The organism is Flavobacterium notoginsengisoli, assembly GCF_042686225.1.
Classification (GTDB): Bacteria; Bacteroidota; Bacteroidia; order Flavobacteriales; family Flavobacteriaceae; genus Flavobacterium; species Flavobacterium notoginsengisoli.
In genome coordinates, this window is record NZ_JBHUOT010000004.1 from 25,903 (window position 1) to 49,294 (window position 23,392).

A 23,392-nucleotide genomic window follows, 5' to 3' on the forward strand; every position below is an offset into this window, starting at 1 on the left:
ATGGATGTTAGCAAAAGAAAATTATTGAAAAAATGAAAGGTCTAATCTAGCCCCGATAGCAGTGAGAATCCTTTTGTATTGGGGTTCAATACAAAAGATTGCCACGGATAGCGGGACAAGTGGTTCTTTTGAAACGATTATTTCTGCTTTAAATAATTATTCGTAACGCAACGCCTCAATAGGATCTAGCTTCGATGCTTTAATTGCTGGATATAAACCCGAAACCAAAGCGACACAGAAACTAGTAGCAAAAGCGGCAAAAATGGCTACCCACGGAATTACAAAAACAAAGCTCATGGCAGTAGCTATTCCGAAACCAAGAAGAATTCCGAGAAAAATTCCAACCAATCCTCCAATTTGTCCAATTAATAATGTTTCTATAAAAAACTGAAAAGCAACAGTTGATCTTTTTGCTCCTAAAGCCTTACGAACACCAATTTCACGGGTACGTTCTGTAACCGAAACAATCATAATATTCATTAAAGCGATAGAAGATCCTAAAATGGTAATAACCGAGATAATCCAAGCTGCCCAGCCTAAGTATTTTGTAATTCCTAAAATACGGTTGATTAAGTCATCGCTTCGTCCAATACCGAAATTATTATCTCGTACCGGACTTAATTTACGAACTCTTCTCATGGTACTGGTTGCATTATCGACAGCTTCATCCAGAAGTTCTTTTTTAGAAACCATTACACTGACAGTATAGTTGATGTTTGGTGCCGTAAATAAAGATCTTGCAACCTGAATCGGAATCAATACACGTAAATCCTGGCTGTTTCCAAAAGTGGAACCTTTTTCTTTTAAAACACCAATAACTTTAAAGCGTGCTCCTCTAATCGAAATGATTTTATCTATTGGATTTATGTCTTTTAAAAGTCCTTTTTCAAAATCAGAACCTACAACACAAGAATAGGTATTGTTTTCAATATCAAATTGGTTAAAAGAACGGCCCAAAGTAGTTTCTAAACCGGAATTGGTAATAAAGTGTTCATCAACACCCACCACTGTAATTTCAGGATCTGTTTTGGTGTCTAAATATTTTACTTCAGCTTTTGAAGTTGCCGTAAAGGAAAGAGACGTTTCTGTAAAAGGATATTTGTATTTGTTCTTAAAAGCAACTGCTTCAGGATAAGATATAATTGGATTGATTATTTCACGTTCATTTCCACCTCGGTTACGAACCGTATTTTCATATTGATTAATATTGAAAGTATTTGCTCCCATTGAAGCAAAATTGGTAGAAATTGTATTTTCAAGTGCAGAAACAACCGTCAGGATTCCAACCAAAGCTGTAATACCTATAGCAATAATTAAAACGGTAAGAATAGTACGTAGTAATTGTGTTTTGATGGAACCAAACGCAATTCGGATATTTTCTTTAAATAATTTTAGCATCATGACCAATTTGTCACGAAAATACGTTTTTTGTTACAAGTTTGCTTTCGATGTGCTATTATTTATTCTAAAAAGTAAGATATTTGCAGGCGATTTAAGTTAAAAAGAAATAATGTCAAAGTATTTTATGTTTTAAGGTTTCATAGGAATCTAAAATCTAAAATCAGAAATCTAAAATAAAAAAGATGGCTTCAAAACCAAGTATTCCACAAGGGACAAGAGATTTTTCACCTGCAGAGGTGTCAAAACGTCAATATATTATTCAGACGATAAGAGCTAATTTCGAGAAATTTGGTTTTCAGCCAATCGAAACGCCTTCGTTCGAAAATTCAGATACTTTGATGGGAAAGTATGGGGAAGAAGGCGATCGTTTGATTTTTAAAATTTTGAATTCAGGTAACTTTTTCTTCAATAAAAATAAAATTGAATTGCCGGAATCTTTAGAAGCACTTCAAACTAATTCTGCTGAAACAATTAGCCTGGAGCAAAGAATTGAACTAAACAAATTCACAGGAAGAATTTCAGAAAAAGCTTTGCGTTACGATTTGACTGTTCCATTTGCGAGATACGTTGTACAACACCAGAATGAAATTGAATTTCCATTCAAAAGATATCAGATTCAGCCGGTTTGGAGAGCAGATCGTCCGCAAAAAGGTCGTTACAGAGAATTTTTTCAATGTGACGCTGATGTTGTCGGTTCAAAGTCACTTTGGCAGGAAGTAGAATTGGTTCAGTTGTATGATACTGTTTTTGCATCACTTGGTTTAGAAGGGGTTACAATTAAAATTAATAACAGAAAAATATTATCCGGAATTGCAGAGGTTATTGGTGCTTCAGATAAATTAATCGATTTTACTGTTGCACTTGATAAACTGGATAAAATTGGTGAAGACGGTGTTAAAAAAGAAATGATTGAAAAAGGAATTTCTGAAGAAGCTTTAGTAAAAGTACAGCCTCTTTTTAGTTTTTCCGGGACTTTTGCAGATAAAATTAACCAGCTTTCAGAATTATTGTCTTCATCAGAAGAAGGAATGAAAGGTGTTGAAGAGTTGAAATTTATTTGCGACAATGTTGCAGATTTAGGATTGGCAACAGCTATTTTAGACCTTGATGTGACTTTGGCACGTGGTTTAAATTATTACACTGGAGCTATTTTTGAAGTAGCAGCACCTAAAACCGTTTCAATCGGTTCTATTGGCGGTGGCGGAAGATACGACGATTTGACGGGTATTTTTGGATTAAAGAATATGAGTGGTGTCGGAATCTCTTTTGGATTAGACAGAATTTATTTGGTTTTAGATGAATTGCAATTATTTCCAGAAACCGTTGCAGCCACATCGAAAGCTATATTTTTAAATTTTGGAGACAAAGAAGCTTTGTACGCTTCAAAAGCGATTCAGAAATTAAGACAAGAAAATATAAAAGTAGAGTTGTATCCGGATAACGTAAAAGTAGGGAAACAGTTTCAGTATGCAGATAAACGCCTGATTCCGTTTGCAGTAATTGTGGGCGATCAGGAAATCGCTTCAAATTCTTATGCACTTAAAAATTTAGTGACAGGAGAACAGGTTTCTGTAGATTTTGAAGGATTGAAAAATGCTTTGCAGATATAATTAATCATAAAGTGCTTTGTAGCAGATTAAAGCAGATTTAATTTGATTTTTATAATAGAGAAATCTGTGTTAATCTGTTCAAATCATTTTTAAATCTACGCAAAATAATAAAAAAAAACTTTTTTGAGTTAACTGCCTGTGATAAAGCTTTTTGCTCTGAATTGTGCAGGTTTAAAGAGGTTTCTTTTAAAATCTCTGCCTGAAATAGTTGCCAGAGAAGAAAAAAAACTCTTAATTTGCCGACCTTAAGTTACGGGCGTAGTTCAAGGGTAGAATAGCGGTCTCCAAAACCGTTGATGGGGGTTCGAATCCCTCCGCCCGTGCAATTGTTTTTTATCACAAAGAACACAAAGATTTTTATTTAAGAATAATTTTCAAAAAGTTCGCAAAGCTATCCATACAAAGCTTTGCGAACTTTTTGATTTTTATAAAACTTGATATTGAAAAACCTTGCGTTGTTTGCGTTAATTTTTTTCCTATTCTGGTTTTGTAATTAATGTGTTGAAGATGAGAAAAGCATAAAAAAAAGCTTCGTCTCTACAAAGGCGAAGCTTTTTTTAATATAAGGTAAATTTGAATTAATAATTATTTTGAGGCCAAGGCCAACCCTTAAATTCAATTTTGGTGGTAATGATTTTTGTTTTACGCTATCAAAGATAGAATAAACTATAACGTAATAGTCTTAAAATTATACTAAATTTTAATTCTCTATTTTCGCTTTTTAAAAGTCTCATAATTAATAAAGTGACAATTTGACATTTTATAAGATTTGGCAGTACTTTTGCAATCCAACAAAAAGAAATAAAAAATGAAGTTTAAAAATATTTTTAAAAATAAAAGTAATATGACTACGGAAAATACAGAATTCGATCAGGAATTAGACGATGTAACGTTAGAGAAAAATGCCAACGGAGAGCAGTTAATTGTTGAAGAATTAAGTGTTGAGGAGCAATTAGCTCAAGACTTGGCTAAAGAAAAAGATAAGTTTTTGAGATTATTTGCCGAATTTGAAAATTACAAAAAAAGAACTTCAAAAGAGCGTATCGATTTATTTAAAACGGCAAACCAAGAAGTTTTATTGGCTATGCTTCCAGTTTTAGATGATTTCGATAGAGCAGCTGTAGAAATCAACAAATCTGATGATGAAAATTTGAAAAAAGGTGTTGAATTAATTCATGAAAAATTAAAAAGCACTTTAGTTTCTAAAGGTTTAGAGCAGGTTGAAATACAGGCAGGTGATGCATTTAATGCTGATGTTGCTGAGGCAATTACCCAAATTCCGGCTCCGTCTGACAAATTAAAAGGGAAAATTGTTGATGTAATTGAAAAAGGATACAAATTAGGAGACAAAATCATTCGTTTCCCTAAAGTTGTAGTTGGAAACTAAAAAGCAAATAAAAATTTTGAGTCCGTTTTTGGATTTTAGAATTTTAGAATTTGGAATTTAAACCTAATTATGAAAAAAGATTTTTACGAAATACTAGGCATTTCAAAAAATGCTGATGCTGCCGAAATTAAAAAAGCATACAGAAAAAGTGCGCTTAAATACCATCCTGATAAAAACCCAGGCGACAAAGAGGCAGAAGAAAACTTCAAATTGGCAGCAGAAGCTTATGAAGTTTTAAGTGATCCACAAAAGAAAGCGAAATACGATCAATATGGTCATCAGGCATTTGATGGTTCTGGTGGATTTGGTGGTGGTCACGGCGGGATGAATATGGATGACATTTTCAGCCAGTTTGGTGATATTTTTGGCGGTGGATTTGGCGGTTTCGGAGGCGGAGGCGGAGGTCCTCGTCGTGCAAAAGGAAGCAATCTTCGAATTAAAGTAAAATTGACTTTAGAAGAAATTGCAAATGGAGTAGAGAAAAAAGTAAAAGTAAAACGTAAAGTTCAGGCAAAAGGAGTAACCTATAAAACTTGTACGACTTGTAATGGTCAGGGACAGGTTATGCGTGTAACCAATACCATTTTAGGAAGAATGCAATCAGCATCTACTTGTCCTACTTGTGGTGGTTCTGGTCAGATTTTAGATAAAAGACCTTCTGAGGCAGATGCACAAGGAATGGTTCAGGAAGACGAAACCGTATCAATCAAAATTCCTGCAGGAGTTGTTGACGGAATGCAGTTAAAAGTTTCTAACAAAGGAAACGATGCGCCTGGAAACAGTATTCCCGGAGATTTGATTGTTGCAATTGAAGAAATTGAGCACGAGTTTTTAAAACGTGAAGGTGAAAATGTTCACTTCGATTTATATATCAGTTTCCCTGAAGCTGTTTTAGGAGCTTCTAAAGATATTGAAGCAATCAACGGAAAAGTGCGTATTAAACTGGAAGAAGGAATTCAGTCCGGAAAAATCTTAAGATTAAAAGGAAAAGGAATTCCAAGTTTAAACGGTTACGGAAGCGGAGATTTATTAGTTCACGTAAATGTCTGGACTCCAAAAACATTAAACAAAGAGCAAAAACAATTCTTTGAAAATGCTTTAAACAATGAACATTTTGCTCCAAGTCCGGAGAAATCTGAGAAATCATTCTTTGAAAAAGTAAAAGATATGTTCTCATAATCGAAACTTTTTTAAAAGTCTAAATAATTTAAAACCCATTCTAATTACAAATTAGAATGGGTTTTTTGCGTAAGATGACATAAATTCATTTCGAATTATTTACTTTTACAGTCGCTGAGCCAGAATTGGCAAAGCAACGCAGTAAATCAACAAAATAGCATGAGTAACTTACTTGAAGTACATAATGTCGTAAAACAATACGGCGATTATGTAGCGCTTAACGAAGTTTCATTAAATGTGCCAAAAGGCAGTATATATGGACTTTTAGGTCCAAATGGAGCTGGAAAAACTTCCCTGATTAGAATTATAAACCAAATTACGCTTCCGGATAGCGGTGAAGTAATTTTGGATGGTGAAAAATTACAACCAAAACACGTACAGACAATTGGATATCTTCCGGAAGAAAGAGGTCTGTACAGTTCTATGAAAGTAGGAGAACAGTGTTTGTATTTGGCACAAATGAAAGGACTTTCTAAAGCTGAAGCCAAAAAGCAGCTAGATTATTGGTTTGACCGTTTAGGAATTCAGGGTTGGTGGAACAAGAAAATTCAGGAACTTTCTAAAGGAATGGCACAGAAAATTCAGTTTGTAGTTTGTGTTTTACATAAACCTAAACTGTTGATTCTTGATGAACCTTTTTCAGGTTTTGATCCTGTGAATGCTAATGTTATTAAAGACGAAATTTTAGCTTTGAAAGAACAGGGTTCGACAATTATCTTCTCGACTCACAGAATGGAAAGCGTTGAGGAACTTTGTGAAAACATTGCCTTAATCCATAAGTCGAATAAACTGATTGAAGGTAAAGTTGTTGATGTAAAACGCCAATTTAGAACCAATAGTTTTGAAGTTGGAATTTTAACCAATAACGTTGAAGGTTTGATGTATGATATTACACAAAAATTTACGGTTTCGCCTGCTAGTTTTAAATCATTAAATGACGATTTGAAACTGAATATTGAAATTGGGAATGCAACGCCAAACGAATTATTGAATATCCTGACACAGCGTGGACAAGTAACACATTTCGTCGAAAAAATTCCAAGTATAAATGATATTTTTATTCAGACAGTGACTGAAAATAAAAAATTAAATTCCAATAATTAAATTCCAAATACCAAATCTGAAACTGCAAGTGTTGGAATTTGGGACTTGAAATTTGAAAATTAAAATTATTTATGAGTATTATCTCGTTGATTATAAAAAGAGAATTTATTGCCAAGGTTCGCAATAAATCTTTTGTTGTCATGACTTTTTTAAGTCCGCTTTTGTTTGTCGCAATTGCAGTATTTATTGGGTATCTGAGTTCAATGAAAGCCGAAACCAAAAGTATCGTGATTCATGACCCGACAGGACTTTTTGTGTCCGATTTTTTAAAGGAAAATAAAAATAGTTCGGAATTCAAATATTATAATTTGACTCAGTTTGATGTTCAGGCTTTAAAAGACAGTATTGCGACAGAGCGTTTCAGTGGTTTAATCGTTATTCCTAAAACGGCAAACATTAACGATTTAGAGAGTAAAATCGAATTTATTTCGAATAGCAGTCCAAGTATTTCTTTTGTTGAAAATACACAGGATGTCATTGCGTCAAAAATTACGAAACTAAATCTGGAACAGGCAAAACTGGATACTCTTGCCATTCAGAAAGCACAATCAAAAGTCAATATTCATTTGGTTAAAGCTTCCGGAGAAGAAAGTTTAAAAGGTTTAAATGAAATAAAAATCGGAATAGGTGGCGCATTTGGTTATCTGATTATGATGTTTATTATTATTTATGGAAATATGGTAATGCGAAGCGTAATTGAAGAAAAAACAAACCGTATTATCGAAATCATTATTTCATCAGTAAAACCATTTCAGTTAATGATTGGTAAAATTGTTGGAACTTCATTAGCCGGAATTCTTCAATTTATGATTTGGGCGATTATTGGCTTAGGATTAATGTTTGCAGCTTCGGCATTTTTTGGTGTTAATGTTGGACCGACAGCGAGAATTTCTCCGGAAATGATGCAAACAGCACAACATGAATTTTCCGGATCAGCACAAATGTACATTGCTGAATTATGGAATCTTCCGATTGCGAGTATCATTATTGGGTTTATAGTTTATTTTATAGGAGGATATTTTCTATATAGTTCATTTTATGCTGCAATTGGAGCAGCGGTTGACAATCAAACCGATTCTCAGCAATTTTTATTGCCAATCATTATGCCGTTGATTTTAAGTGTGTATATTGGTTTTTTTACCGTTGTAAATGATCCGCACGGAACCATTGCGGTGGCGTTTTCAATGATTCCGTTAACCTCGCCAATAGTAATGTTAATGCGTATTCCGTTTGGAGTACCTTGGTGGCAAATTGCAATTTCGGTATCATTATTGTTTGCAACCTTTTTCCTTGTCGTTTGGTTCGCCGCAAAAATTTACCGTGTAGGTATTTTAATGTACGGCAAAAAGCCAAGCTGGAAGGAATTGTATAGATGGCTAAAATATTAACTTGAGATTCTAAGATTCTAAGTTTCTGAGATGCTAAGATTTTTAGCAAAAAAAAACTCAGAACCTTAGCATCTTAGCATCTTAGTATCTTTAAAAATAATGAGTAAAATACTAATTGTCGAAGACGAAGCAGCAATCAGAAGGGTTTTGGTAAAAATTTTATCAGAAGAAAATGATTCGTATCAGGTTGATGAAGCGGAGGATGGAGTTGCAGGGCTTGAAAAAATAAAAAACAATGATTACGATTTGGTTTTGTGCGATATCAAAATGCCAAAAATGGACGGTGTTGAGGTTTTGGAAGAAGTAAAAAAAATAAAACCGGAAATTCCGATGGTTATGATTTCTGGTCACGGTGACATGGAAACTGCTATTCAAACCATGCGTTTAGGAGCTTTTGATTATATTTCGAAACCGCCAGATTTAAACCGATTGCTGAATACCGTTCGTAATGCTTTGGACAAAAAACAACTAGTTGTTGAAAATAAAATCCTGAAGAAAAAGGTTAGTAAAAACTACGAAATGATCGGGGAAAGCGAATCGATTAATCACATTAAAGTGATGATTGATAAAGTAGCTCCAACCGAAGCAAGAGTTTTAATCACAGGACCAAACGGAACAGGAAAAGAATTAGTAGCACATCAGTTACACGAAAAAAGTGAGCGTTCCGGTTTTCCTTTAATCGAAGTAAACTGTGCAGCGATTCCAAGCGAATTGATCGAAAGTGAATTATTTGGTCACGTAAAAGGTGCCTTTACATCTGCAGTTAAAGATCGTGCCGGAAAGTTTGAAGCAGCAGATAAAGGAACTATTTTCCTGGATGAAATCGGAGATATGAGCCTTTCGGCGCAAGCCAAAGTTTTAAGAGCACTTCAGGAAAGTATGATAACCAGAGTAGGCGCCGATAAAGATATTAAAGTTGATGTTCGTGTTGTTGCGGCCACAAATAAAGATTTAAAAACAGAAATTGCCGAAGGCCGTTTCCGTGAAGATTTATACCATCGTTTAGCAGTAATTTTAATTAAAGTACCGCCTTTAAACGAAAGACGTGATGATATTCCGGCGTTAATTAAGCATTTTTCTGAGAAAATTGCTTCAGAACAAGGAAATGTTGTAAAAGGTTTTTCGGTGCAAGCCATACAATTATTGCAGGAATATGATTGGACAGGAAATATTCGTGAGCTTCGAAATGTAGTAGAAAGATTAATCATTCTGGGAGGAAGTGAAATCTCTGAAAGTGATGTAAAAATGTTCGCAAGCAAATAATGATTTAGAATCTAAATTCTAAAATCTGAAATCTAAAATTTAGAAATGAAACTAAAAAAAATAAACGAGAAATTACAGGACGGATTAATTGAAAATGGTCTGACAGAAGCAAACGCTTTGCAGATGGAGACTTTTTCAACTATAAAAAGTGGTGCCGACTGTGTCATTATTTCTCCAAAAGGAAGCGGAAAAACAACAACGATTGTTTTAAATGTAATTCAGCAATTGGCTGGTAAAACAGAAGAATCACCTCGTGCTTTGATTTTTGTTGAAGATAAAGCTAAAGTTTTAGAAATGGTAGAACTTTTCGAAAAGTATGGAAAATATACCAATTTAGAAGTTTACGGCGTAAATGAAAAAGGCGACATGGATTACGATAAAAACTACGTTTCTACAGGAATTGATGTTTTGATTGGAACACCAACAAAACTGAACGATATGTTTAGTACAGCCGGATATAATGTAAACCGTCTTAAAATGTTTATTTTAGATGATGCTGACCCTATTTTGAAATTGCGTCATGAGCCTAAAATCATGCGTATTTCGAATAGTATTGCGAAAGTTCAACGAATTGTGTTTGCTGAAACTTTAACGGAACGTATTGAAATTTTAGCTGACAAAATGTTAGTTGAACCTTATTTGTTTGATATGGACGAAGACGGTGAGGAGCTGGATGAAGAAGAAGATGACATTGAAGAAGAATAATTAACAATCACAGTTTACGGTGGCAGCTTGCAAAAAATAGTGTAAGCTGCCACTTTTATTTAAAACTTAATGTTAAACGGAATGGAAATTTTAAAAACACTTAAATTCTTGTCAATAGTACTTTTGTGCTTTTTTGTCGTTATTTATGTTTTAATGATTTCTTACGTTTATTTGAATCAGGTCGAATTGGTTTTTCATAGTGCGAAATTGCCAAAAGATTATAAATTTGATTACCAGCAAAAGTTTGAAGAAATCAATATTCGCTCTTTTGATGGAAACAATCTAAACGGACTGTTGTTTAAAGCTGAAAACTCTAAAGGTTTGGTTTTTTATCTCCATGGAAACGCCGGAACATTAGAAACCTGGGGTAAGATTGCTAAAATATATACTTCTCTTGGTTATGATATTTTTATTTTAGACTACCGAAGTTTTGGAAAAAGCGAAGGCGAAATTAAAAATGAAGAACAATTAAGTAAAGATATTTCTATTGTTTATCAGTCAGTGGTGAAAAGATATTCAAAAGACAAAATTATCATTGCAGGATATTCAATTGGTTCCGGTTTTGCAACAAAACTGGCTTTAGAGAATAAACACAAAGCTTTAATTCTTCAGGCACCCTATTTTAACTTTTTAGAATTATCAAGTTCGAGAGTTCCGTTTTTTCCGGATTTTATGAAGAAGTTCAGTTTAGAAACAAATCTATATCTTCCGAAAATTAAAGCACCCGTTTATATTTTTCATGGGACAGATGATCAGTTAATTCCTTGTGAAAATTCAAGTAGACTGAAAAAGCTTTTAAAATCAAATGCCTATTTTTATCCTTTAAAAAATCAGGGACATCTGGGACTAAATGAAAACGAAGATTTTCAAAAACAATTAAAAATAATATTAGAATAAAATAAATTATCATGGGATTAATGAAGGTGTTTTCGGGTAGTGAAGTATTAGCAATTGCTTTGCAGGAAAGATTAGAAGAAGCAGGTGTGGAAACCGTTAAAAAAGACAATATCCAATCGGCTCGTTTAGGAGGTTTTGGCGGAACAGATCTGGCTGTTGAGGTTTTTATTCAGGAAACTGATTTTGCAAAAGCAAATCCTGTTATCGAAGAATTTAGAATGAGTCTTTAAGAAGTCTTCAGTCGCAGTTTTCAGTCTCAGTGAAAACTGAAAACTGCGACTGAAAACTGAAAACTAAAAAAAAATGCAATACAAAATGTTAGTGCTCGACATGGATGATACCTTGTTGACAGACGATCATAGAATTTCAGATTTAAATAAAAAGGTAATCCTGGAAGCGCAGGCAAAAGGAGTGTATGTAGTTTTGGCATCAGGCAGACCCACAATTGCAATGACTTCTTATGCAAAAGAATTAGAATTGGATCTGAATGATTCCTATATCATTTCCTTTAATGGCGCGATAATAAGCACTGTAAAAGATAATCTGATTTTATTTGAGCAGAAGTTAACTGTTGAACAAATTCATGCATTATACGATTACAGTGTTAAAATGAAAACGGATATTATCACTTATTTAAATGATGAAATTATAAGTGAAACGGATTCTGAATACATAGAAGTCGAAAAAGAAATTACGGGAATGACACATCGTAAAGTGGCAAGTTTTAAAGAGTATGTTGACAGACCAGCAGTAAAATGTATTTTGCTTGAAAATCCTGCGTACTTAAAAACAGTCGAAAATGATTTAATTGAAGCAATGCCACATTTGAGTGTTTCGATGTCGAAGCCTTTTTTCCTTGAAGCAGCACAGCAGGGAATTGATAAAGCCGCTAGTTTGAAGTTTTTGGCTGATAAGTTGGGAATTCATCAAAGCGAAATTATTGCTGTTGGAAACGCAGGAAATGACTTAACTATGATCGAATACGCCGGTTTAGGTGTTTGGGTTGATAATGTGACTCCGGAACTTCGTGATAAAGCCGATTTAATTGTAGCTTCAAATAATAATGATGGTGTTGCCGAAGTAGTGACGCGTTATATTTTAAACTAAATAAAAGATGAAGAATCCGATAGAAACAAAACGTTTGATTTTACGAGAATTAGAATTTTCTGATGCAGATGGAATGTTTGAATTGGAATCTAATCCGAATGTTCACTTGTTTGTTGGCAATAAGCCTTTAAAGCATATAGACGAAGTTACAGACTATATTAAATTCGTTCAGAAACAATACAAAGATTTTGGAACGGGTCGCTGGGCTGTTGTTCTCAAAGAAACCAATGAATTTATTGGCTGGTCCGGAATAAAATATATTACAGACGAAATCAACAATCATAAAAACTTTTACGAATTAGGATATCGTTTTATTGAAAAACATTGGGGAAAAGGTTATGCAACCGAAGCAGGAAAAGCTTTTATTGATTATGCTTTTAATGAAATGAAAGTAGAAGCGCTTTATGCTTACGCAGATGCAGGAAATGAAAACTCAAGAAGAATTCTGGAGAAATTAGGCTTTCATTTTGTGAATTCTTTTGAATATCAAGAAGAATTAGAAGTTTGGTACGAACTTAAAAATCCAAACTCGAACTAAGAAATGCATTCCAAATCTTTACATACTTAAAAAGTCAGTAAAGATTTGGAAACAATTCAGAGTAATTATTATTTTTTAGCTACAGAAACAAAATATTTATTTCCGTCACCCATAGTTAATTTTACACGCTCGTCGCAAAGATCGATTGCAAAATTAGCACTTTCGTAACAGCTGCAAGTAGTGTTTTTGTCTTTAGACATTTCTGTTTTACAGTTGTTATTTTTAAAAGTGCTCAATTGCGGAGTGTATAAACTCACTAAGTCAGTAGAAGCAGTTACTAAAGAGATAATACTTGCCGAATTATTATTTGTAATTCTGTACACAATTCTATCTGTATAGTTTACATCGTTAACCGTTACTTTACGAATGTAGGTATAAGCTGTAGATCCTTCACCTGGTTCTTTTACTTCAAACTTAAATCCAACCGCACGAATAGCAACATCAAATTGTTGTTGAGAGTTCAAACTCGCCCAAGATGTTAATGTACTAATAGAAGGAAATGGATTTGCATTTGCAGCCGGAGCATTAGTTTGCGCTTGCGAACTAAAAATGGTTAAGAACATCAAGCAGATTGTGGGTAAAAATGCTTTCATAAAGTGGTATTTGTTATTATAATTGTTGCCTACTCTCTTTGGTTTTCGGCTTTCCCATTTCATTTTGTAACACAAAACAACAACATAACGGTTAAAATTCAAAATTGTTATGCCTGAATTATTATTAAATTAATTTAAGCGTGTTAAAATTCTTAAATCTCAATTTAATTTACCCAAGAATTATAACAAAAGTAAATGTAAGAAATTTTGAATTTATATCATTAAAAAATGTATTTAATCGATTAAATTTGCACTTAATCGATTATTTTGTCATTTAATTCTTATTGAATTGTTAAAAAAAAGAGTTCTGAAAATGCAGTTTTGCTAAAAAAAGAAACGATAAGACGTTTTTTGAATGTTTCTAAATTAACAATACACGCAATTTATTGATTCGAAGTAAATTAATCGCTTTCTTTTAATGAATATTGTTTGTAAATTTGCGGCCTTAAATTTTTTGACAACGATTTCATTAATTTAAGACAAATTATGGAAAATAGAAAGAAAGTTGCCTTTTATACGCTGGGTTGTAAACTGAATTTTTCAGAAACCTCTACAATCGCCAGAAGTTTTAATGACGAAGGTTTTGACCGCGTCGATTTTGAAGATGTTGCAGATATCTATGTGATCAATACCTGCTCTGTAACAGAAAATGCCGATAAACAATTTAAACAGGTGGTCAAAAAAGCAATGAAGCTGAATGAAAAAGCTTTTGTAGCTGCCGTTGGTTGTTATGCACAATTAAAACCGGAAGAATTAGCTGCCGTTGACGGAGTTGATTTGGTTTTGGGAGCTACAGAAAAATTCAAAATCACAGACTATATTCATGATTTGAGCAAAAATGATATGGGAGAAGTTCACTCCTGTGAAATTGCTGAAGCCGATTTTTACGTTGGAAGTTATTCTATTGGAGATCGTACGAGAGCTTTCTTAAAAGTTCAGGACGGTTGCGATTATAAATGTACGTATTGTACAATTCCATTGGCGAGAGGAATTTCCAGAAGTGATGCTTTAGAGAATGTTTTAAAAAATGCTAAAGAAATTTCAGCTCAAAATATTCGTGAAATTGTTTTAACGGGTGTAAATATCGGAGATTATGGAAAAGGCGAATTCGGAAATAAAAAACACGAACATACTTTTCTGGATTTAGTTCAGGCTTTAGATAAAGTGGAAGGAATTGAACGTTTAAGAATTTCTTCAATCGAACCAAATCTATTGAAAAATGAAACGATAGAATTTGTTTCTAAAAGCCGCACTTTTGTACCGCATTTTCATATTCCGTTACAATCGGGAAGTAATGATATTTTGAAGTTGATGAAACGTCGTTATTTACGTGAAGTTTATATTGATCGTGTTAATAAAATTCGTGAAGTAATGCCTCACGCCTGTATTGGTGTCGATGTAATTGTTGGTTTTCCAGGAGAAACAGATGAACATTTTCTGGAAACCTATCATTTCTTAAATGATTTGGATATTTCGTATTTACATGTATTTACGTATTCTGAACGAGACAATACTGAAGCGGCTGACATGGAAGGCGTTGTGCCGTCTAATGTTCGTGCAAAACGCAGTAAAATGCTTCGTGGTTTATCAGTTAAAAAACGTCGTGCTTTTTACGAAAGCCAATTAGGGACAAACAGAACGGTTCTTTTTGAAAGTGAAAATAAAGAAGGATACATTCACGGTTTTACTGAAAACTACGTAAAAGTAAAAACACCATGGAATCCGGAATTGGTCAATACTTTACAGGAAATCAATTTAACAAAAATAGATGAAGACGGAAGCGTTCGTTTGGAGTTTTTGAATAAACTGGCGGAGGTTTAAAAAATAAACAGACAAAGTATTGTCATTTCAACCGAAGGGAGAAATCACAATATTTTGTCGACAAAGATTGGAGATTTTCTGTGCGGAATTGCTGGTGCGATTTCTCCCTTCGATCGAAATGACAAAAAAATCCCTTTTCGTAAAAAAGGGATTTTTTGTATAAGAATTACTCATTCTCCTTAACGACTAATTTCAAAGAATTAATATAATCTGTGTCAAATTCTATAACTCGAATTTTCTCGGGATTAAAACCTAATTCTCCTCCAAATTCTCCTTTTGTATCTAAGAAGTTAATAGTCAATTCTTCGTCATTCAATTCTATTAATTTTCCTAAGTAAGCAGATTTAGAAGATTTTTTGGCAATTTGAAAAATTCCGTATTTTTCAGAAACAAACTTTATGATTGAAGCTAGATCTTTGATTGGAATAATGTCTTCAGAATTAATTCTCAATCCTTTTAACCGAATTACTTTTTCTGTAAAAGCCAAATCATGGTCCCGATTCACAGCTTCAATATTTTTATTTCTCAAAATAACAAAACCGTCCAAAACAAAATCTACCGGATTATTTCGAAGCAAAATCCATTCATCAGAATAATCAATTAAAAATCCACTAAAGATTTCTTTTTTGTCCTGAAATTCTATTTCGACTAATTGTCTTAAATATTGTTCCATCATAATTGTTTTTAAAAGTGCAAATACTAAAATTCCAAATTCCAATTACTTTTAGATTGGAATTTGGAATTTCAAAAAATTGAAATTTAATTTTTTAAGGATTAGTAGACCAAATACTGCTGTTTTTGATAAAAACTCTTCGGTTTAATTTTAACTGTGCAATAATTAAATCTGCCATATCTTCAGACTGCATTACCTTTTCCGGATTTCCATCAGTTAAGTTTAAGTCTTTTGCCATATCTGTAGCCACGGTACTTGGCGTTAAAGCAGTAACACGGATATTGTGTTTTCTCATTTCCTGCATTAAAGAATCAGTTAAACCTAAAACAGCAAATTTTGAAGCACTGTAAGCACTTGTCAAAGCGTTTCCGTTTAAACCTGCAGTGGAAGAAATATTGATAATATCTCCGGTTTGTCTTTCGATCATATTTGGAATAATGGCACGAGTGACGTAATACGTTCCCATTAAATTTACCTGAATAATTCTTTCCCAGGCTTCCGGTTCTAATTCTAAGAATTTTCCAAAAGAAGCAATTCCTGCACTGTTGATTAAAATATCGATACTTTTAAATTCAGAAATCGCTTTTTCAACAGCAGAATTGATAGAATTAATATCAGAAACATCAGCAGAAAGGGCCAAAGTTTTTACGCCTAGTTTTGCAGTTTCTTCTGCCAGTTGATCAATATCGCTTTTGGTTCTAGAAACTAAAATAAGGTTTACACCTTCTTTTGCCAAAGCAATGGCAACAGCTTTTCCAATTCCTTTTCCCGCACCGGTAATTAGTGCATTTTTATTTTTTAAGTCGGTCATGATGGTAATTTTTAGAAATGCAGAAAGCATCATTTTAAGTCTTACAAAAATAAGATTTTGTAAACTAAAATGATGCTTTAAAGTGTTTTCTTAATCTAAGTTTAACAACTTTTCGTTATTCTTTCAGAACCATGTCAATACACATGACAGCTCCTAAAATCAATTGTCTTAACGGACTGTCAGCAGGTACATTTTCTTCAATTTGCAAAACATAATTATCTGCGCTGGTAAAAAACTCTTTTCCTAATCCCGCCCATTTTTTACTTACCTGAGCCAATTGCCTGTTTTCATGAGAGAATTTAAAATCCCATCCTGTCCATTTTCCTTGTAAAGTAGCAACAGGTCTTTCATTTTTATCTAAGATTTCAAATTTTCCTCCAATAGAAAAGAACTTTTGTTTGAATGTTCCAACCAAACGATCTTTTTCGTCCAAAACTTCAACAGTTGAACGGAATATCGCAACACCTCTTCTTACAGAAATTAATTTTTCTCCGGAAGCGGTTGTAATTTCAACATTAAAAGGAGTTGCTCTTTTATAATCTGTGAAACGGAATACTTTGGTAAAGAAACCAAGATTGTTTTCACGGCAGTTCATAATAATTTGATTCGTCTGCGGATCGTAAATGTCATAGTTGTTAGCAGCTTTAAACATTCCGATATGTTCTTTTACTAAAAATAGATTTTGGCTTAAAATGGAATTCATACGAGTATAAAAAAATTAATATTTCAAAAAGCCCAAATGTAATACAATATTTATTAATTATTGAGATTTACGATTTGGGCCGGGAATATTAACAATTTGTGTTTATTCTGATTTATTTTTTAGTGATAATAATAATTGCACCATTCGCAGCCTGATCTCCATAAATTGATTTGGCTTCATTTGGTTTTAATACTTCCATAGATTTAATACTATTAGGATTGATTTTGCCAAATTGTGCTTTATCAATAATCTTTCCGTCCAAAACATATACAATTTGAGTAAGCGCAGATCTGGAAGGACTGCATATTATGACTTTAACCGGCTGAACTGGCTTTGGTTCAGTAATAGGCGAGATTTTTGTTTCCTGGATAGTATCTTTTGTTGGTGTTGAAACAGTTTTACTTTGTGCATTGGCTTCATAACTTAACAGAAGAACGAACAAAAGAAGATTTATACTTCTCATAAAATTATAGTTTAATTAAATTGTTTTACTCCTTCAACCAAACGAATAAACTCAGCTTTGTAACCTTCGCCATCATTTGAATTTCCTTGCTTCGCCAGTTTTACAATTCCTTCAGAAGATTTGTCGGCAATTAATTTTGAATCTCTTAATTTTAGTCCAAACCAGGCTACGGCAGAGCTAAATTTCATATCATCACTCGCTTTTTCCAAAGCAACCGATTTGTTTTCAATTACCTGAACCATTTCGATGCTTTTCTCACCGTCAGGTTTTTTGTAGCGGAATTTTATTGTTGCTAATTCATTACTGTAATTATTCAAATTGGTTTCGGTTTTGGTGTATTTTAAATCATCTGGCTGCGCCGTTAGATAATTACTTTTTACACCAACCGGAATAATTTCATATAAAGCTGTTACAGTATGATTGCTTCCTAATTCTCCGGCATCAATCGCATCATTTTTGAAATCTTCCGGACGCAATTTTCTGTTTTCATAACCAATCAAACGATACGATTGTACTTGTTTTGGATTGAATTCGATCTGGATTTTTACGTCTTTCGCGATAGCAAACATCGAACCTTTAAATTCTTTTCCTAAAAAGCGATTGGCTTCCTGAATGTTGTCGATATAAGCGTAATTTCCGTTTCCTTTATCAGCAAGGATTCCCATTTTGCTGTCTTTGTAATTGCCCATTCCGTAGCCTAAACAAGTCAGGAAAACACCAGTTTTTCTTTTTTCTTCAATCAATTTTTCCATGTCAGAATTAGAAGTGCTTCCAACATTAAAATCACCGTCAGTTGCTAAGATTACACGATTGTTTCCGCCTTTAATGAAATTTTCTGTAGCAGTTTTATAAGCCAGTTCAATTCCGGCGCCTCCGGCAGTACTTCCGCCAGATTGTAATTTATCCAAAGCATTGATAATTGTTTTTTTCTCGTCTCCGGAAGTTGGTGGTAAAACCATTCCTGCTGCGCCAGCATAAACTACAATGGCCACTTTATCTTTTGAACGCAATTCATTTACCAATATTTTTAAAGACTTTTTCAATAAAGGCAATTTGTTCATGTCGCTCATTGATCCCGAAACATCAATTAAGAAAACAAGATTTGATGCTGGTAAATCTTCAGTAGGGATATTTTTTCCCTGCAAACCAATTTTTAAGATTTTATTGTTTGCATTCCAGGGCGAATCGCTCACTTCTGTATTGATCGAAAACGGATGTTCATTTTTTGGCTGCGGATAAGTGTATTTGAAAAAGTTAACCATTTCTTCTACACGCACTGCATCTTTTGGAACTTGTTGTCCATTATTTAAAAAACGTCTGATATTGGTATAAGAAGCATTATCAACATCGATAGAAAAAGTAGAAAGTGGCGCTGTTTTTGGACTTTCGAAAGCATTTTCTACAAAAGAATCATAATCTTCCTGAGTTGGTTCAGTAGGAATTGTTATAATGTTTAATTTTTTATCTAATTCTTTTTCTGAAAGGTTTTTATAGATTTCATTTTTGGTTGAAATTACTACAACACCATTTGAAGCTTTACTTCCATAAATCGAAGTTGCGGCCAGATCTTTTAAAACGGAAACATTATCAATATCATTCGGATTAATTTTTGCCATTTGATTGGCTTTTGCAGGAACTCCGTCAATAATATACAAAGGTTCGTTTTTTGGAGAAACAGTTGCAATTCCGCGAATAGCTACAGTTGGACTTGGACTCGAAAGATACCCAACGCTATTTTGAACTTGAATTCCTGCCGCTTTTCCCTGAAGGGCTTTTGTAGCCTCTCTTTTTTCTTTTCGTCTTTCGGCACGTGCATAACTGCGATCTTCGTATTCCGAACTACTCGTGCCGTAGCCAACTACTACGACTTCATTTAAAGTCTGATTATCCGGAAGTAGCTTTATATTAATTGTATTAGAATTTTGAACTTTTTGACTTTGGTTCTGATATCCAATAAAGCTGAAAACCAGCATGTCTCCTGTTTTGGCTTTAATGCTGTATTGGCCATCAAAATTGGTTGTCGCATTTGATTTAGATGTCTGATTGTAAATGTTTACCCCTGGAAGTGGCTGACGTGTTTCATCTGAAACAATTCCGGTAATAGTTCTTTCTTGTGCCATGCTTACGAAACATATAAGCATAGCAATGGCTGATGAAATAAGTTTTAGACTTTTCATGATAATAAGTTTTTAAGAATGAATGTTTGATTTTGCTTTGTCAAAGCTGCAGACTTTGACAAAGCTTAGATTATTTTTTAGGAGCTGGTTTTCCGTTTTTTGTAGTGATTATAACAACTCCTTTTTTGCCTTTTTCGCCATATTTTTCGGTAGCTTCAAGGTCTTGTAAAATAGTTATGGTTTTAATGTCTTGTTTGTCTAAAGGCGCATAAGGACTCGTTGGATTTTTTCCAAACAAATCATTTTCAGAATAATAAATTCCATCGATGATGTATAATGGTTCGTCCAAAACTACCAGCGAATCTACATTTTCCGGATTGAGATTTGGAAGCTCATTCTGTATCATTTTGTCTTTTTTAGCATCATCACTATGCGCCATTGCATTTCCATTAAGAACTACTAATGGAGTACTTTTTCGAGGAGATTGAGATAATTTTAATGAAGAAGGCTCGCTAAATGTTTCTTGTGTTGCTTTTTTTGAATACCCCATACTTGGCTCTGTTCTTGCTTTCGATTTTGCCAGTACATTTTCTTCTTCTTTCGCTTCTTCCTCTGCGCGTATTGGAGATGGTGCAGTCATTATTGCCTCATAATTGGCTCTTTCGCTTACAACTGGCGGAGTAATAATCGCATTTGGAACCACATGTGTTTCCTGAATAGCAACTGTTTCTTTCTTTTTGGTTTGATTCTCTAAAATTTTAACCGCTTCTTCGTTAGAAACAATTTCTGAATCAGAAGAAGGAATTGTATTTTTTTGATCTAAAAGAGGTTTTTGAGATTCGTTTTTTTCCGATTCCTGAATTACGACTTTTGGAGTTTCGTTTACATCCTCTTTATTTATATGTAAAAATTGAGAACCCAAAGAAATCAATAAAAGAAGAGAAGCCGCAACAGCAATTTTTTTCCATAATGCGATTGTTTTTTTATCTTCTTTTTTGTCCAGTTTATCTTCAACGCGCGACCAGACTTTTTCCATTCCCGGAAAGTCTTGAAACTCGGCATTTTGCGAAGCTTCTTTTATTTTATCGAATAATTTATCTTGATTGTCCATGACTATTTTGCTTTTTGATAATACAGTTTATTAACCAGTTCTTTCAGTTTGGTCTTAGCGGCATTCAATTGTGATTTCGAGGTGCCTTCGGAGATCTTCAGCATTTCGGCTATTTCTTTGTGAGCATAACCTTCAATAACAAAAAGGTTAAACACAGTTTTACAGCCATCAGGAATATGGTTTAATAAATTAAGTAAATCTTCTTCTTCTAATGTATTGAGTTCATCGACAGAAGGCTGCGAAAGTAGTTTTACATCGTCCAGATACATGTTGAAGTTGGTTTCTTTTCGAATCGTCGCCAAACAATGGTTTACAGTTATTCTTCTTGCCCAGGCTTCAAAAGCATAAGCTTCTTTTAACTGATCCAGTTTGGTAAAAATGGTAAAGAAAGCATCGGCAAGGGCTTCTTCAATTTCTTCTTCCTTTTTTAAATATCTTTTGCAGAGGCGGTACAACTTAGGCGCCATGTATTCGTACACCTGACGCTGTGCATCGCGGTGCATTTTTTTACAGTTTGCTATTTGAGTTTCGTTTATCACAATTGTTGTCTTTCTTATATAGAGAGAAAAAAAGATGAAAAGGTTGGGACGGGTTAAAAAAAAGTTTTTTTTAAAGGTTCAAAGTTGCAAAGAAAAAAAGTTACAAAGGTTTTCTATTGTAGAGATGCACTGCAGTGCGTCTAACGTTAGTGAATCCGCAATAATTTTACAAATTGTATTTTGACATTCTTTGCGTAGACGCACTGCGGTGCGTCTCTACGTTATATTGTAATCGCAAGCTTTGTGTTTCTCTGCGAAAATCTTTGCGAATCTTTGTGGAATAATCTTTTCACAGAGGTTCACAAAGTTTTATTTAATTGGCAAAGTCAATTTATAAATCTTAGTTTCTAAAAGCTCTGTATCATTATCTTCACAAAGTAAAAACTCGATTTTGTTGTTTTCTTTTTTGTAGAAAGTCAGACCTTCAAATTTATTGGTTGAAGTAATTTTTTGAGTAAAATCGATTTTCATGGTTTTAGCATCTATTCTGCCAATGAAACTTCCTAAGATTTCACCGTCATCATAAGTCGATTTGGTGTCTTCGGCTGTTGATAGGAAATAGATTTTATCTTCGACTAAAATAGCATCTGTAAAACTGGAACGGACACCTTTTATTTTTGGCAATTTGTAATTGACAGCAATTAATGCTAATTCTTCGTCCAACTTTTTGGCATGAATGGTAAAAATGGTGTTTTTGTTTGAAACTCCGTTTCCACGATTGAATAAATACCAGTTTTCGCCGTCAAAAATAGAACCTTCTAAATTAAAATCTTCCGGTTTTATTTCGCTGAAACTTTGCATTAAAGCATATAAATCGACCAGATTGTTTTGCTGCAAAACGGTTTTGTTTTTAAGGTCAAACTCAATCATTTTATTTCGGTTTTCGGTTGAACCGGAACCAAAAACATAAAGTGTGTCGTTATGATGAGTGAGTGATTCAAAATCAGGTTTTAGGTTTTTTGGGATATTCTGCGTTGGATTATCAATTAAAGCATGCTGATTCAATTGCTGATTCTGCATATTGTATTCGTAAAGAAATCCGCTGTTGTCGCCAATTACGTAAAGTGCGTCGTTGTTGTAAAATAATCCTGATGCTGAACCGATTCCTATGATTTGAAATAAGATTTCTAAGGTGAATTTTTCCATGAATTGTTGTTTTGAAGTCTTTTTTTTAACGTGACTTTATCTTTTTAAATGTATTGTTTTTTTCTGCTTCTGAAGTTATTTTTTCAAGAATATCAACGATTAGTTTACTTTTTAAGTTGATATTGTGTTCGTAATTAATATTTGATTCTTGAGAATATTGATCTTTTTTCTGAAGAGCAAAATCATCAAAACGTTTCTCAATTATTTTACCTTTTAGTAATAATCTAAAATTATGATGACATGAATGGTCGACTAACTTTCTGTATCTTACTTTTTTGGAGTTTTCATAAGTTTCATATTCATAAGGCTTGATTATTTCTTCTTTAATAGTTTTGTCATTTGAAAAATAAATTTGCCAAAAATCATCTTTAGGAATATTAACAGTAGAAAATTCCCAGCAGTAATTAATTTTAGTCAAAAAAGTTTTTCCCTTTTCTTTCCAGAATAAATAAGCAGGTTCGTTGGTCAAATCGTCTATGCAAGTTTCTTTATTACCAACTAAAGGCTCGTCATAAGTCATTATGGAACCAACACAATAACTTTCATAAACGCAAATTGTATCTATTTTTCTAGATTGAAGTTCTTTTATATAATTAGAAACTAATTGATCAATTGTTGCTTTGCTATTTGTTTGTGCATTTACGATATATATAGTAAAAAGCAGAAATAAAAAAAGAATTCGTTTTGGCATTATGAATTTTGAAATATTTGAATTGTTCTTTTAAAAACCAATGCCTAGCCCTGATAGCAATGGAAATACTTTGAAAAGAAATTGCATTTTTTTCCTGACAGAACAAAGCGACCAACGGAAGCTCTTGTTATGGCTTTGGAAAAAA

The 23,392-nt window shown here is 33.5% G+C and carries 23 protein-coding genes and 1 tRNA gene; 13 read left to right on the plus strand and 11 right to left on the minus strand.

Annotated features, from left to right (window positions below):
* Nucleotides 1-156: 156 nt before the first annotated feature.
* On the minus strand, nucleotides 157-1,401 hold the full coding sequence (locus ACFS3A_RS10480) for an ABC transporter permease (RefSeq protein ID WP_379825378.1): 1,245 nt from the start codon (nucleotides 1,399-1,401) through the stop codon (nucleotides 157-159).
* Nucleotides 1,402-1,583: 182 nt separating this feature from the next.
* On the opposite strand from ACFS3A_RS10480, the gene hisS reads away from it, so the two are divergent.
* The 12 genes from hisS (at nucleotide 1,584) to ACFS3A_RS10540 (ending at nucleotide 12,579) form a co-directional block, all read left to right on the plus strand.
* On the plus strand, nucleotides 1,584-3,011 hold the full coding sequence (gene hisS, locus ACFS3A_RS10485) for a histidine--tRNA ligase (RefSeq protein ID WP_379825379.1): 1,428 nt from the start codon (nucleotides 1,584-1,586) through the stop codon (nucleotides 3,009-3,011).
* A 252-nt stretch (nucleotides 3,012-3,263) separates the two neighbouring features.
* Nucleotides 3,264-3,334: transfer RNA gene (locus ACFS3A_RS10490), tRNA-Trp, on the plus strand.
* A 485-nt stretch (nucleotides 3,335-3,819) separates the two neighbouring features.
* The gene (locus ACFS3A_RS10495; protein WP_229349034.1) at nucleotides 3,820-4,398 is read left to right on the plus strand and encodes a nucleotide exchange factor GrpE; all 579 of its coding nucleotides are present in this window, start codon (nucleotides 3,820-3,822) and stop codon (nucleotides 4,396-4,398) included.
* Between the two features lie 69 nt (nucleotides 4,399-4,467).
* Nucleotides 4,468-5,577: a molecular chaperone DnaJ gene (gene dnaJ, locus ACFS3A_RS10500; protein WP_379825380.1), complete on the plus strand. Its 1,110-nt coding sequence runs from the start codon at nucleotides 4,468-4,470 to the stop codon at nucleotides 5,575-5,577.
* 159 nt (nucleotides 5,578-5,736) lie between these two features.
* On the plus strand, nucleotides 5,737-6,681 hold the full coding sequence (locus ACFS3A_RS10505; RefSeq protein ID WP_379825381.1) for an ABC transporter ATP-binding protein: 945 nt from the start codon (nucleotides 5,737-5,739) through the stop codon (nucleotides 6,679-6,681).
* A gap of 71 nt (nucleotides 6,682-6,752) precedes the next feature.
* Nucleotides 6,753-8,069 carry an ABC transporter permease gene (locus ACFS3A_RS10510; protein WP_379825382.1) on the plus strand — a complete coding sequence of 439 codons (1,317 nt, stop codon included), beginning with the start codon at nucleotides 6,753-6,755 and terminating at the stop codon, nucleotides 8,067-8,069.
* A 99-nt stretch (nucleotides 8,070-8,168) separates the two neighbouring features.
* Nucleotides 8,169-9,332: a sigma-54-dependent transcriptional regulator gene (locus ACFS3A_RS10515; RefSeq protein ID WP_379825383.1), complete on the plus strand. Its 1,164-nt coding sequence runs from the start codon at nucleotides 8,169-8,171 to the stop codon at nucleotides 9,330-9,332.
* Between the two features lie 45 nt (nucleotides 9,333-9,377).
* The gene (locus ACFS3A_RS10520) at nucleotides 9,378-10,037 is read left to right on the plus strand and encodes a DEAD/DEAH box helicase (RefSeq protein ID WP_379825385.1); all 660 of its coding nucleotides are present in this window, start codon (nucleotides 9,378-9,380) and stop codon (nucleotides 10,035-10,037) included.
* Between the two features lie 81 nt (nucleotides 10,038-10,118).
* A complete protein-coding gene (locus ACFS3A_RS10525) occupies nucleotides 10,119-10,934 on the plus strand; it encodes an alpha/beta hydrolase (protein WP_379825386.1) in 816 nt (271 codons plus the stop codon).
* 11 nt (nucleotides 10,935-10,945) lie between these two features.
* Nucleotides 10,946-11,164 (plus strand): putative signal transducing protein, encoded by a 219-nt coding sequence (locus ACFS3A_RS10530; RefSeq protein WP_091492259.1) that lies wholly within the window; start codon nucleotides 10,946-10,948, stop codon nucleotides 11,162-11,164.
* A gap of 73 nt (nucleotides 11,165-11,237) precedes the next feature.
* Nucleotides 11,238-12,041 (plus strand): Cof-type HAD-IIB family hydrolase, encoded by an 804-nt coding sequence (locus ACFS3A_RS10535; protein WP_379825387.1) that lies wholly within the window; start codon nucleotides 11,238-11,240, stop codon nucleotides 12,039-12,041.
* Nucleotides 12,042-12,048: 7 nt separating this feature from the next.
* Complete coding sequence (locus ACFS3A_RS10540; protein WP_379825388.1) at nucleotides 12,049-12,579, plus strand: GNAT family N-acetyltransferase; 531 nt, start codon at nucleotides 12,049-12,051, stop codon at nucleotides 12,577-12,579.
* 68 nt (nucleotides 12,580-12,647) lie between these two features.
* Here the strand turns inward: ACFS3A_RS10540 and ACFS3A_RS10545 are convergent, their stop codons facing one another.
* Nucleotides 12,648-13,172 carry a hypothetical protein gene (locus ACFS3A_RS10545; protein WP_379825389.1) on the minus strand — a complete coding sequence of 175 codons (525 nt, stop codon included), beginning with the start codon at nucleotides 13,170-13,172 and terminating at the stop codon, nucleotides 12,648-12,650.
* Nucleotides 13,173-13,658: 486 nt separating this feature from the next.
* Between ACFS3A_RS10545 and mtaB the strand changes: the two genes are divergently transcribed.
* Complete coding sequence (gene mtaB / locus ACFS3A_RS10550) at nucleotides 13,659-14,993, plus strand: tRNA (N(6)-L-threonylcarbamoyladenosine(37)-C(2))-methylthiotransferase MtaB (RefSeq protein WP_379825390.1); 1,335 nt, start codon at nucleotides 13,659-13,661, stop codon at nucleotides 14,991-14,993.
* Between the two features lie 166 nt (nucleotides 14,994-15,159).
* On the opposite strand, the gene ACFS3A_RS10555 is transcribed toward mtaB, so the two are convergent.
* The 9 genes from ACFS3A_RS10555 to ACFS3A_RS10595 form a co-directional block, all read right to left on the minus strand.
* Complete coding sequence (locus ACFS3A_RS10555) at nucleotides 15,160-15,666, minus strand: hypothetical protein (RefSeq protein WP_379825391.1); 507 nt, start codon at nucleotides 15,664-15,666, stop codon at nucleotides 15,160-15,162.
* A gap of 94 nt (nucleotides 15,667-15,760) precedes the next feature.
* Nucleotides 15,761-16,477 carry a 3-ketoacyl-ACP reductase gene (locus ACFS3A_RS10560; RefSeq protein WP_379825392.1) on the minus strand — a complete coding sequence of 239 codons (717 nt, stop codon included), beginning with the start codon at nucleotides 16,475-16,477 and terminating at the stop codon, nucleotides 15,761-15,763.
* 115 nt (nucleotides 16,478-16,592) lie between these two features.
* Nucleotides 16,593-17,180: an LURP-one-related/scramblase family protein gene (locus tag ACFS3A_RS10565; protein WP_379825393.1), complete on the minus strand. Its 588-nt coding sequence runs from the start codon at nucleotides 17,178-17,180 to the stop codon at nucleotides 16,593-16,595.
* 112 nt (nucleotides 17,181-17,292) lie between these two features.
* Entirely contained in the window at nucleotides 17,293-17,643 is a 351-nt protein-coding gene (locus tag ACFS3A_RS10570; RefSeq protein WP_379825395.1) for a hypothetical protein, read from the minus strand.
* Nucleotides 17,644-17,654: 11 nt separating this feature from the next.
* Entirely contained in the window at nucleotides 17,655-19,820 is a 2,166-nt protein-coding gene (locus ACFS3A_RS10575) for a YfbK domain-containing protein (RefSeq protein ID WP_379825397.1), read from the minus strand.
* A 70-nt stretch (nucleotides 19,821-19,890) separates the two neighbouring features.
* Nucleotides 19,891-20,871 (minus strand): hypothetical protein, encoded by a 981-nt coding sequence (locus ACFS3A_RS10580; RefSeq protein WP_379825398.1) that lies wholly within the window; start codon nucleotides 20,869-20,871, stop codon nucleotides 19,891-19,893.
* A gap of 2 nt (nucleotides 20,872-20,873) precedes the next feature.
* Nucleotides 20,874-21,374, minus strand: a complete 501-nt coding sequence (locus tag ACFS3A_RS10585) for an RNA polymerase sigma factor (protein ID WP_379825399.1) — start codon at nucleotides 21,372-21,374, stop codon at nucleotides 20,874-20,876.
* A gap of 345 nt (nucleotides 21,375-21,719) precedes the next feature.
* A complete protein-coding gene (locus ACFS3A_RS10590; protein ID WP_379825400.1) occupies nucleotides 21,720-22,556 on the minus strand; it encodes a DUF6929 family protein in 837 nt (278 codons plus the stop codon).
* Nucleotides 22,557-22,581: 25 nt separating this feature from the next.
* Nucleotides 22,582-23,247: a hypothetical protein gene (locus ACFS3A_RS10595; protein WP_379825402.1), complete on the minus strand. Its 666-nt coding sequence runs from the start codon at nucleotides 23,245-23,247 to the stop codon at nucleotides 22,582-22,584.
* Between the last annotated feature and the right edge of the window lie 145 nt (nucleotides 23,248-23,392).

Excerpts from the sequence above, each read along its gene's own strand:
- ACFS3A_RS10480 (WP_379825378.1), bottom strand. The coding sequence starts at position 1,401 with ATGATGCTAAAATTATTTAAAGAAAATATCCGAATTGCGTTTGGTTCC.
- hisS (WP_379825379.1), top strand. The coding sequence starts at position 1,584 with ATGGCTTCAAAACCAAGTATTCCACAAGGGACAAGAGATTTTTCACCT.
- ACFS3A_RS10495 (WP_229349034.1), top strand. The coding sequence starts at position 3,820 with ATGAAGTTTAAAAATATTTTTAAAAATAAAAGTAATATGACTACGGAA.
- dnaJ (WP_379825380.1), top strand. The coding sequence starts at position 4,468 with ATGAAAAAAGATTTTTACGAAATACTAGGCATTTCAAAAAATGCTGAT.
- ACFS3A_RS10505 (WP_379825381.1), top strand. The coding sequence starts at position 5,737 with ATGAGTAACTTACTTGAAGTACATAATGTCGTAAAACAATACGGCGAT.
- ACFS3A_RS10510 (WP_379825382.1), top strand. The coding sequence starts at position 6,753 with ATGAGTATTATCTCGTTGATTATAAAAAGAGAATTTATTGCCAAGGTT.
- ACFS3A_RS10515 (WP_379825383.1), top strand. The coding sequence starts at position 8,169 with ATGAGTAAAATACTAATTGTCGAAGACGAAGCAGCAATCAGAAGGGTT.
- ACFS3A_RS10520 (WP_379825385.1), top strand. The coding sequence starts at position 9,378 with ATGAAACTAAAAAAAATAAACGAGAAATTACAGGACGGATTAATTGAA.
- ACFS3A_RS10525 (WP_379825386.1), top strand. The coding sequence starts at position 10,119 with ATGGAAATTTTAAAAACACTTAAATTCTTGTCAATAGTACTTTTGTGC.
- ACFS3A_RS10530 (WP_091492259.1), top strand. The coding sequence starts at position 10,946 with ATGGGATTAATGAAGGTGTTTTCGGGTAGTGAAGTATTAGCAATTGCT.
- ACFS3A_RS10535 (WP_379825387.1), top strand. The coding sequence starts at position 11,238 with ATGCAATACAAAATGTTAGTGCTCGACATGGATGATACCTTGTTGACA.
- ACFS3A_RS10540 (WP_379825388.1), top strand. The coding sequence starts at position 12,049 with ATGAAGAATCCGATAGAAACAAAACGTTTGATTTTACGAGAATTAGAA.
- ACFS3A_RS10545 (WP_379825389.1), bottom strand. The coding sequence starts at position 13,172 with ATGAAAGCATTTTTACCCACAATCTGCTTGATGTTCTTAACCATTTTT.
- mtaB (WP_379825390.1), top strand. The coding sequence starts at position 13,659 with ATGGAAAATAGAAAGAAAGTTGCCTTTTATACGCTGGGTTGTAAACTG.
- ACFS3A_RS10555 (WP_379825391.1), bottom strand. The coding sequence starts at position 15,666 with ATGGAACAATATTTAAGACAATTAGTCGAAATAGAATTTCAGGACAAA.
- ACFS3A_RS10560 (WP_379825392.1), bottom strand. The coding sequence starts at position 16,477 with ATGACCGACTTAAAAAATAAAAATGCACTAATTACCGGTGCGGGAAAA.
- ACFS3A_RS10565 (WP_379825393.1), bottom strand. The coding sequence starts at position 17,180 with ATGAATTCCATTTTAAGCCAAAATCTATTTTTAGTAAAAGAACATATC.
- ACFS3A_RS10570 (WP_379825395.1), bottom strand. The coding sequence starts at position 17,643 with ATGAGAAGTATAAATCTTCTTTTGTTCGTTCTTCTGTTAAGTTATGAA.
- ACFS3A_RS10575 (WP_379825397.1), bottom strand. The coding sequence starts at position 19,820 with ATGAAAAGTCTAAAACTTATTTCATCAGCCATTGCTATGCTTATATGT.
- ACFS3A_RS10580 (WP_379825398.1), bottom strand. The coding sequence starts at position 20,871 with ATGGACAATCAAGATAAATTATTCGATAAAATAAAAGAAGCTTCGCAA.
- ACFS3A_RS10585 (WP_379825399.1), bottom strand. The coding sequence starts at position 21,374 with ATGCACCGCGATGCACAGCGTCAGGTGTACGAATACATGGCGCCTAAG.
- ACFS3A_RS10590 (WP_379825400.1), bottom strand. The coding sequence starts at position 22,556 with ATGGAAAAATTCACCTTAGAAATCTTATTTCAAATCATAGGAATCGGT.
- ACFS3A_RS10595 (WP_379825402.1), bottom strand. The coding sequence starts at position 23,247 with ATGCCAAAACGAATTCTTTTTTTATTTCTGCTTTTTACTATATATATC.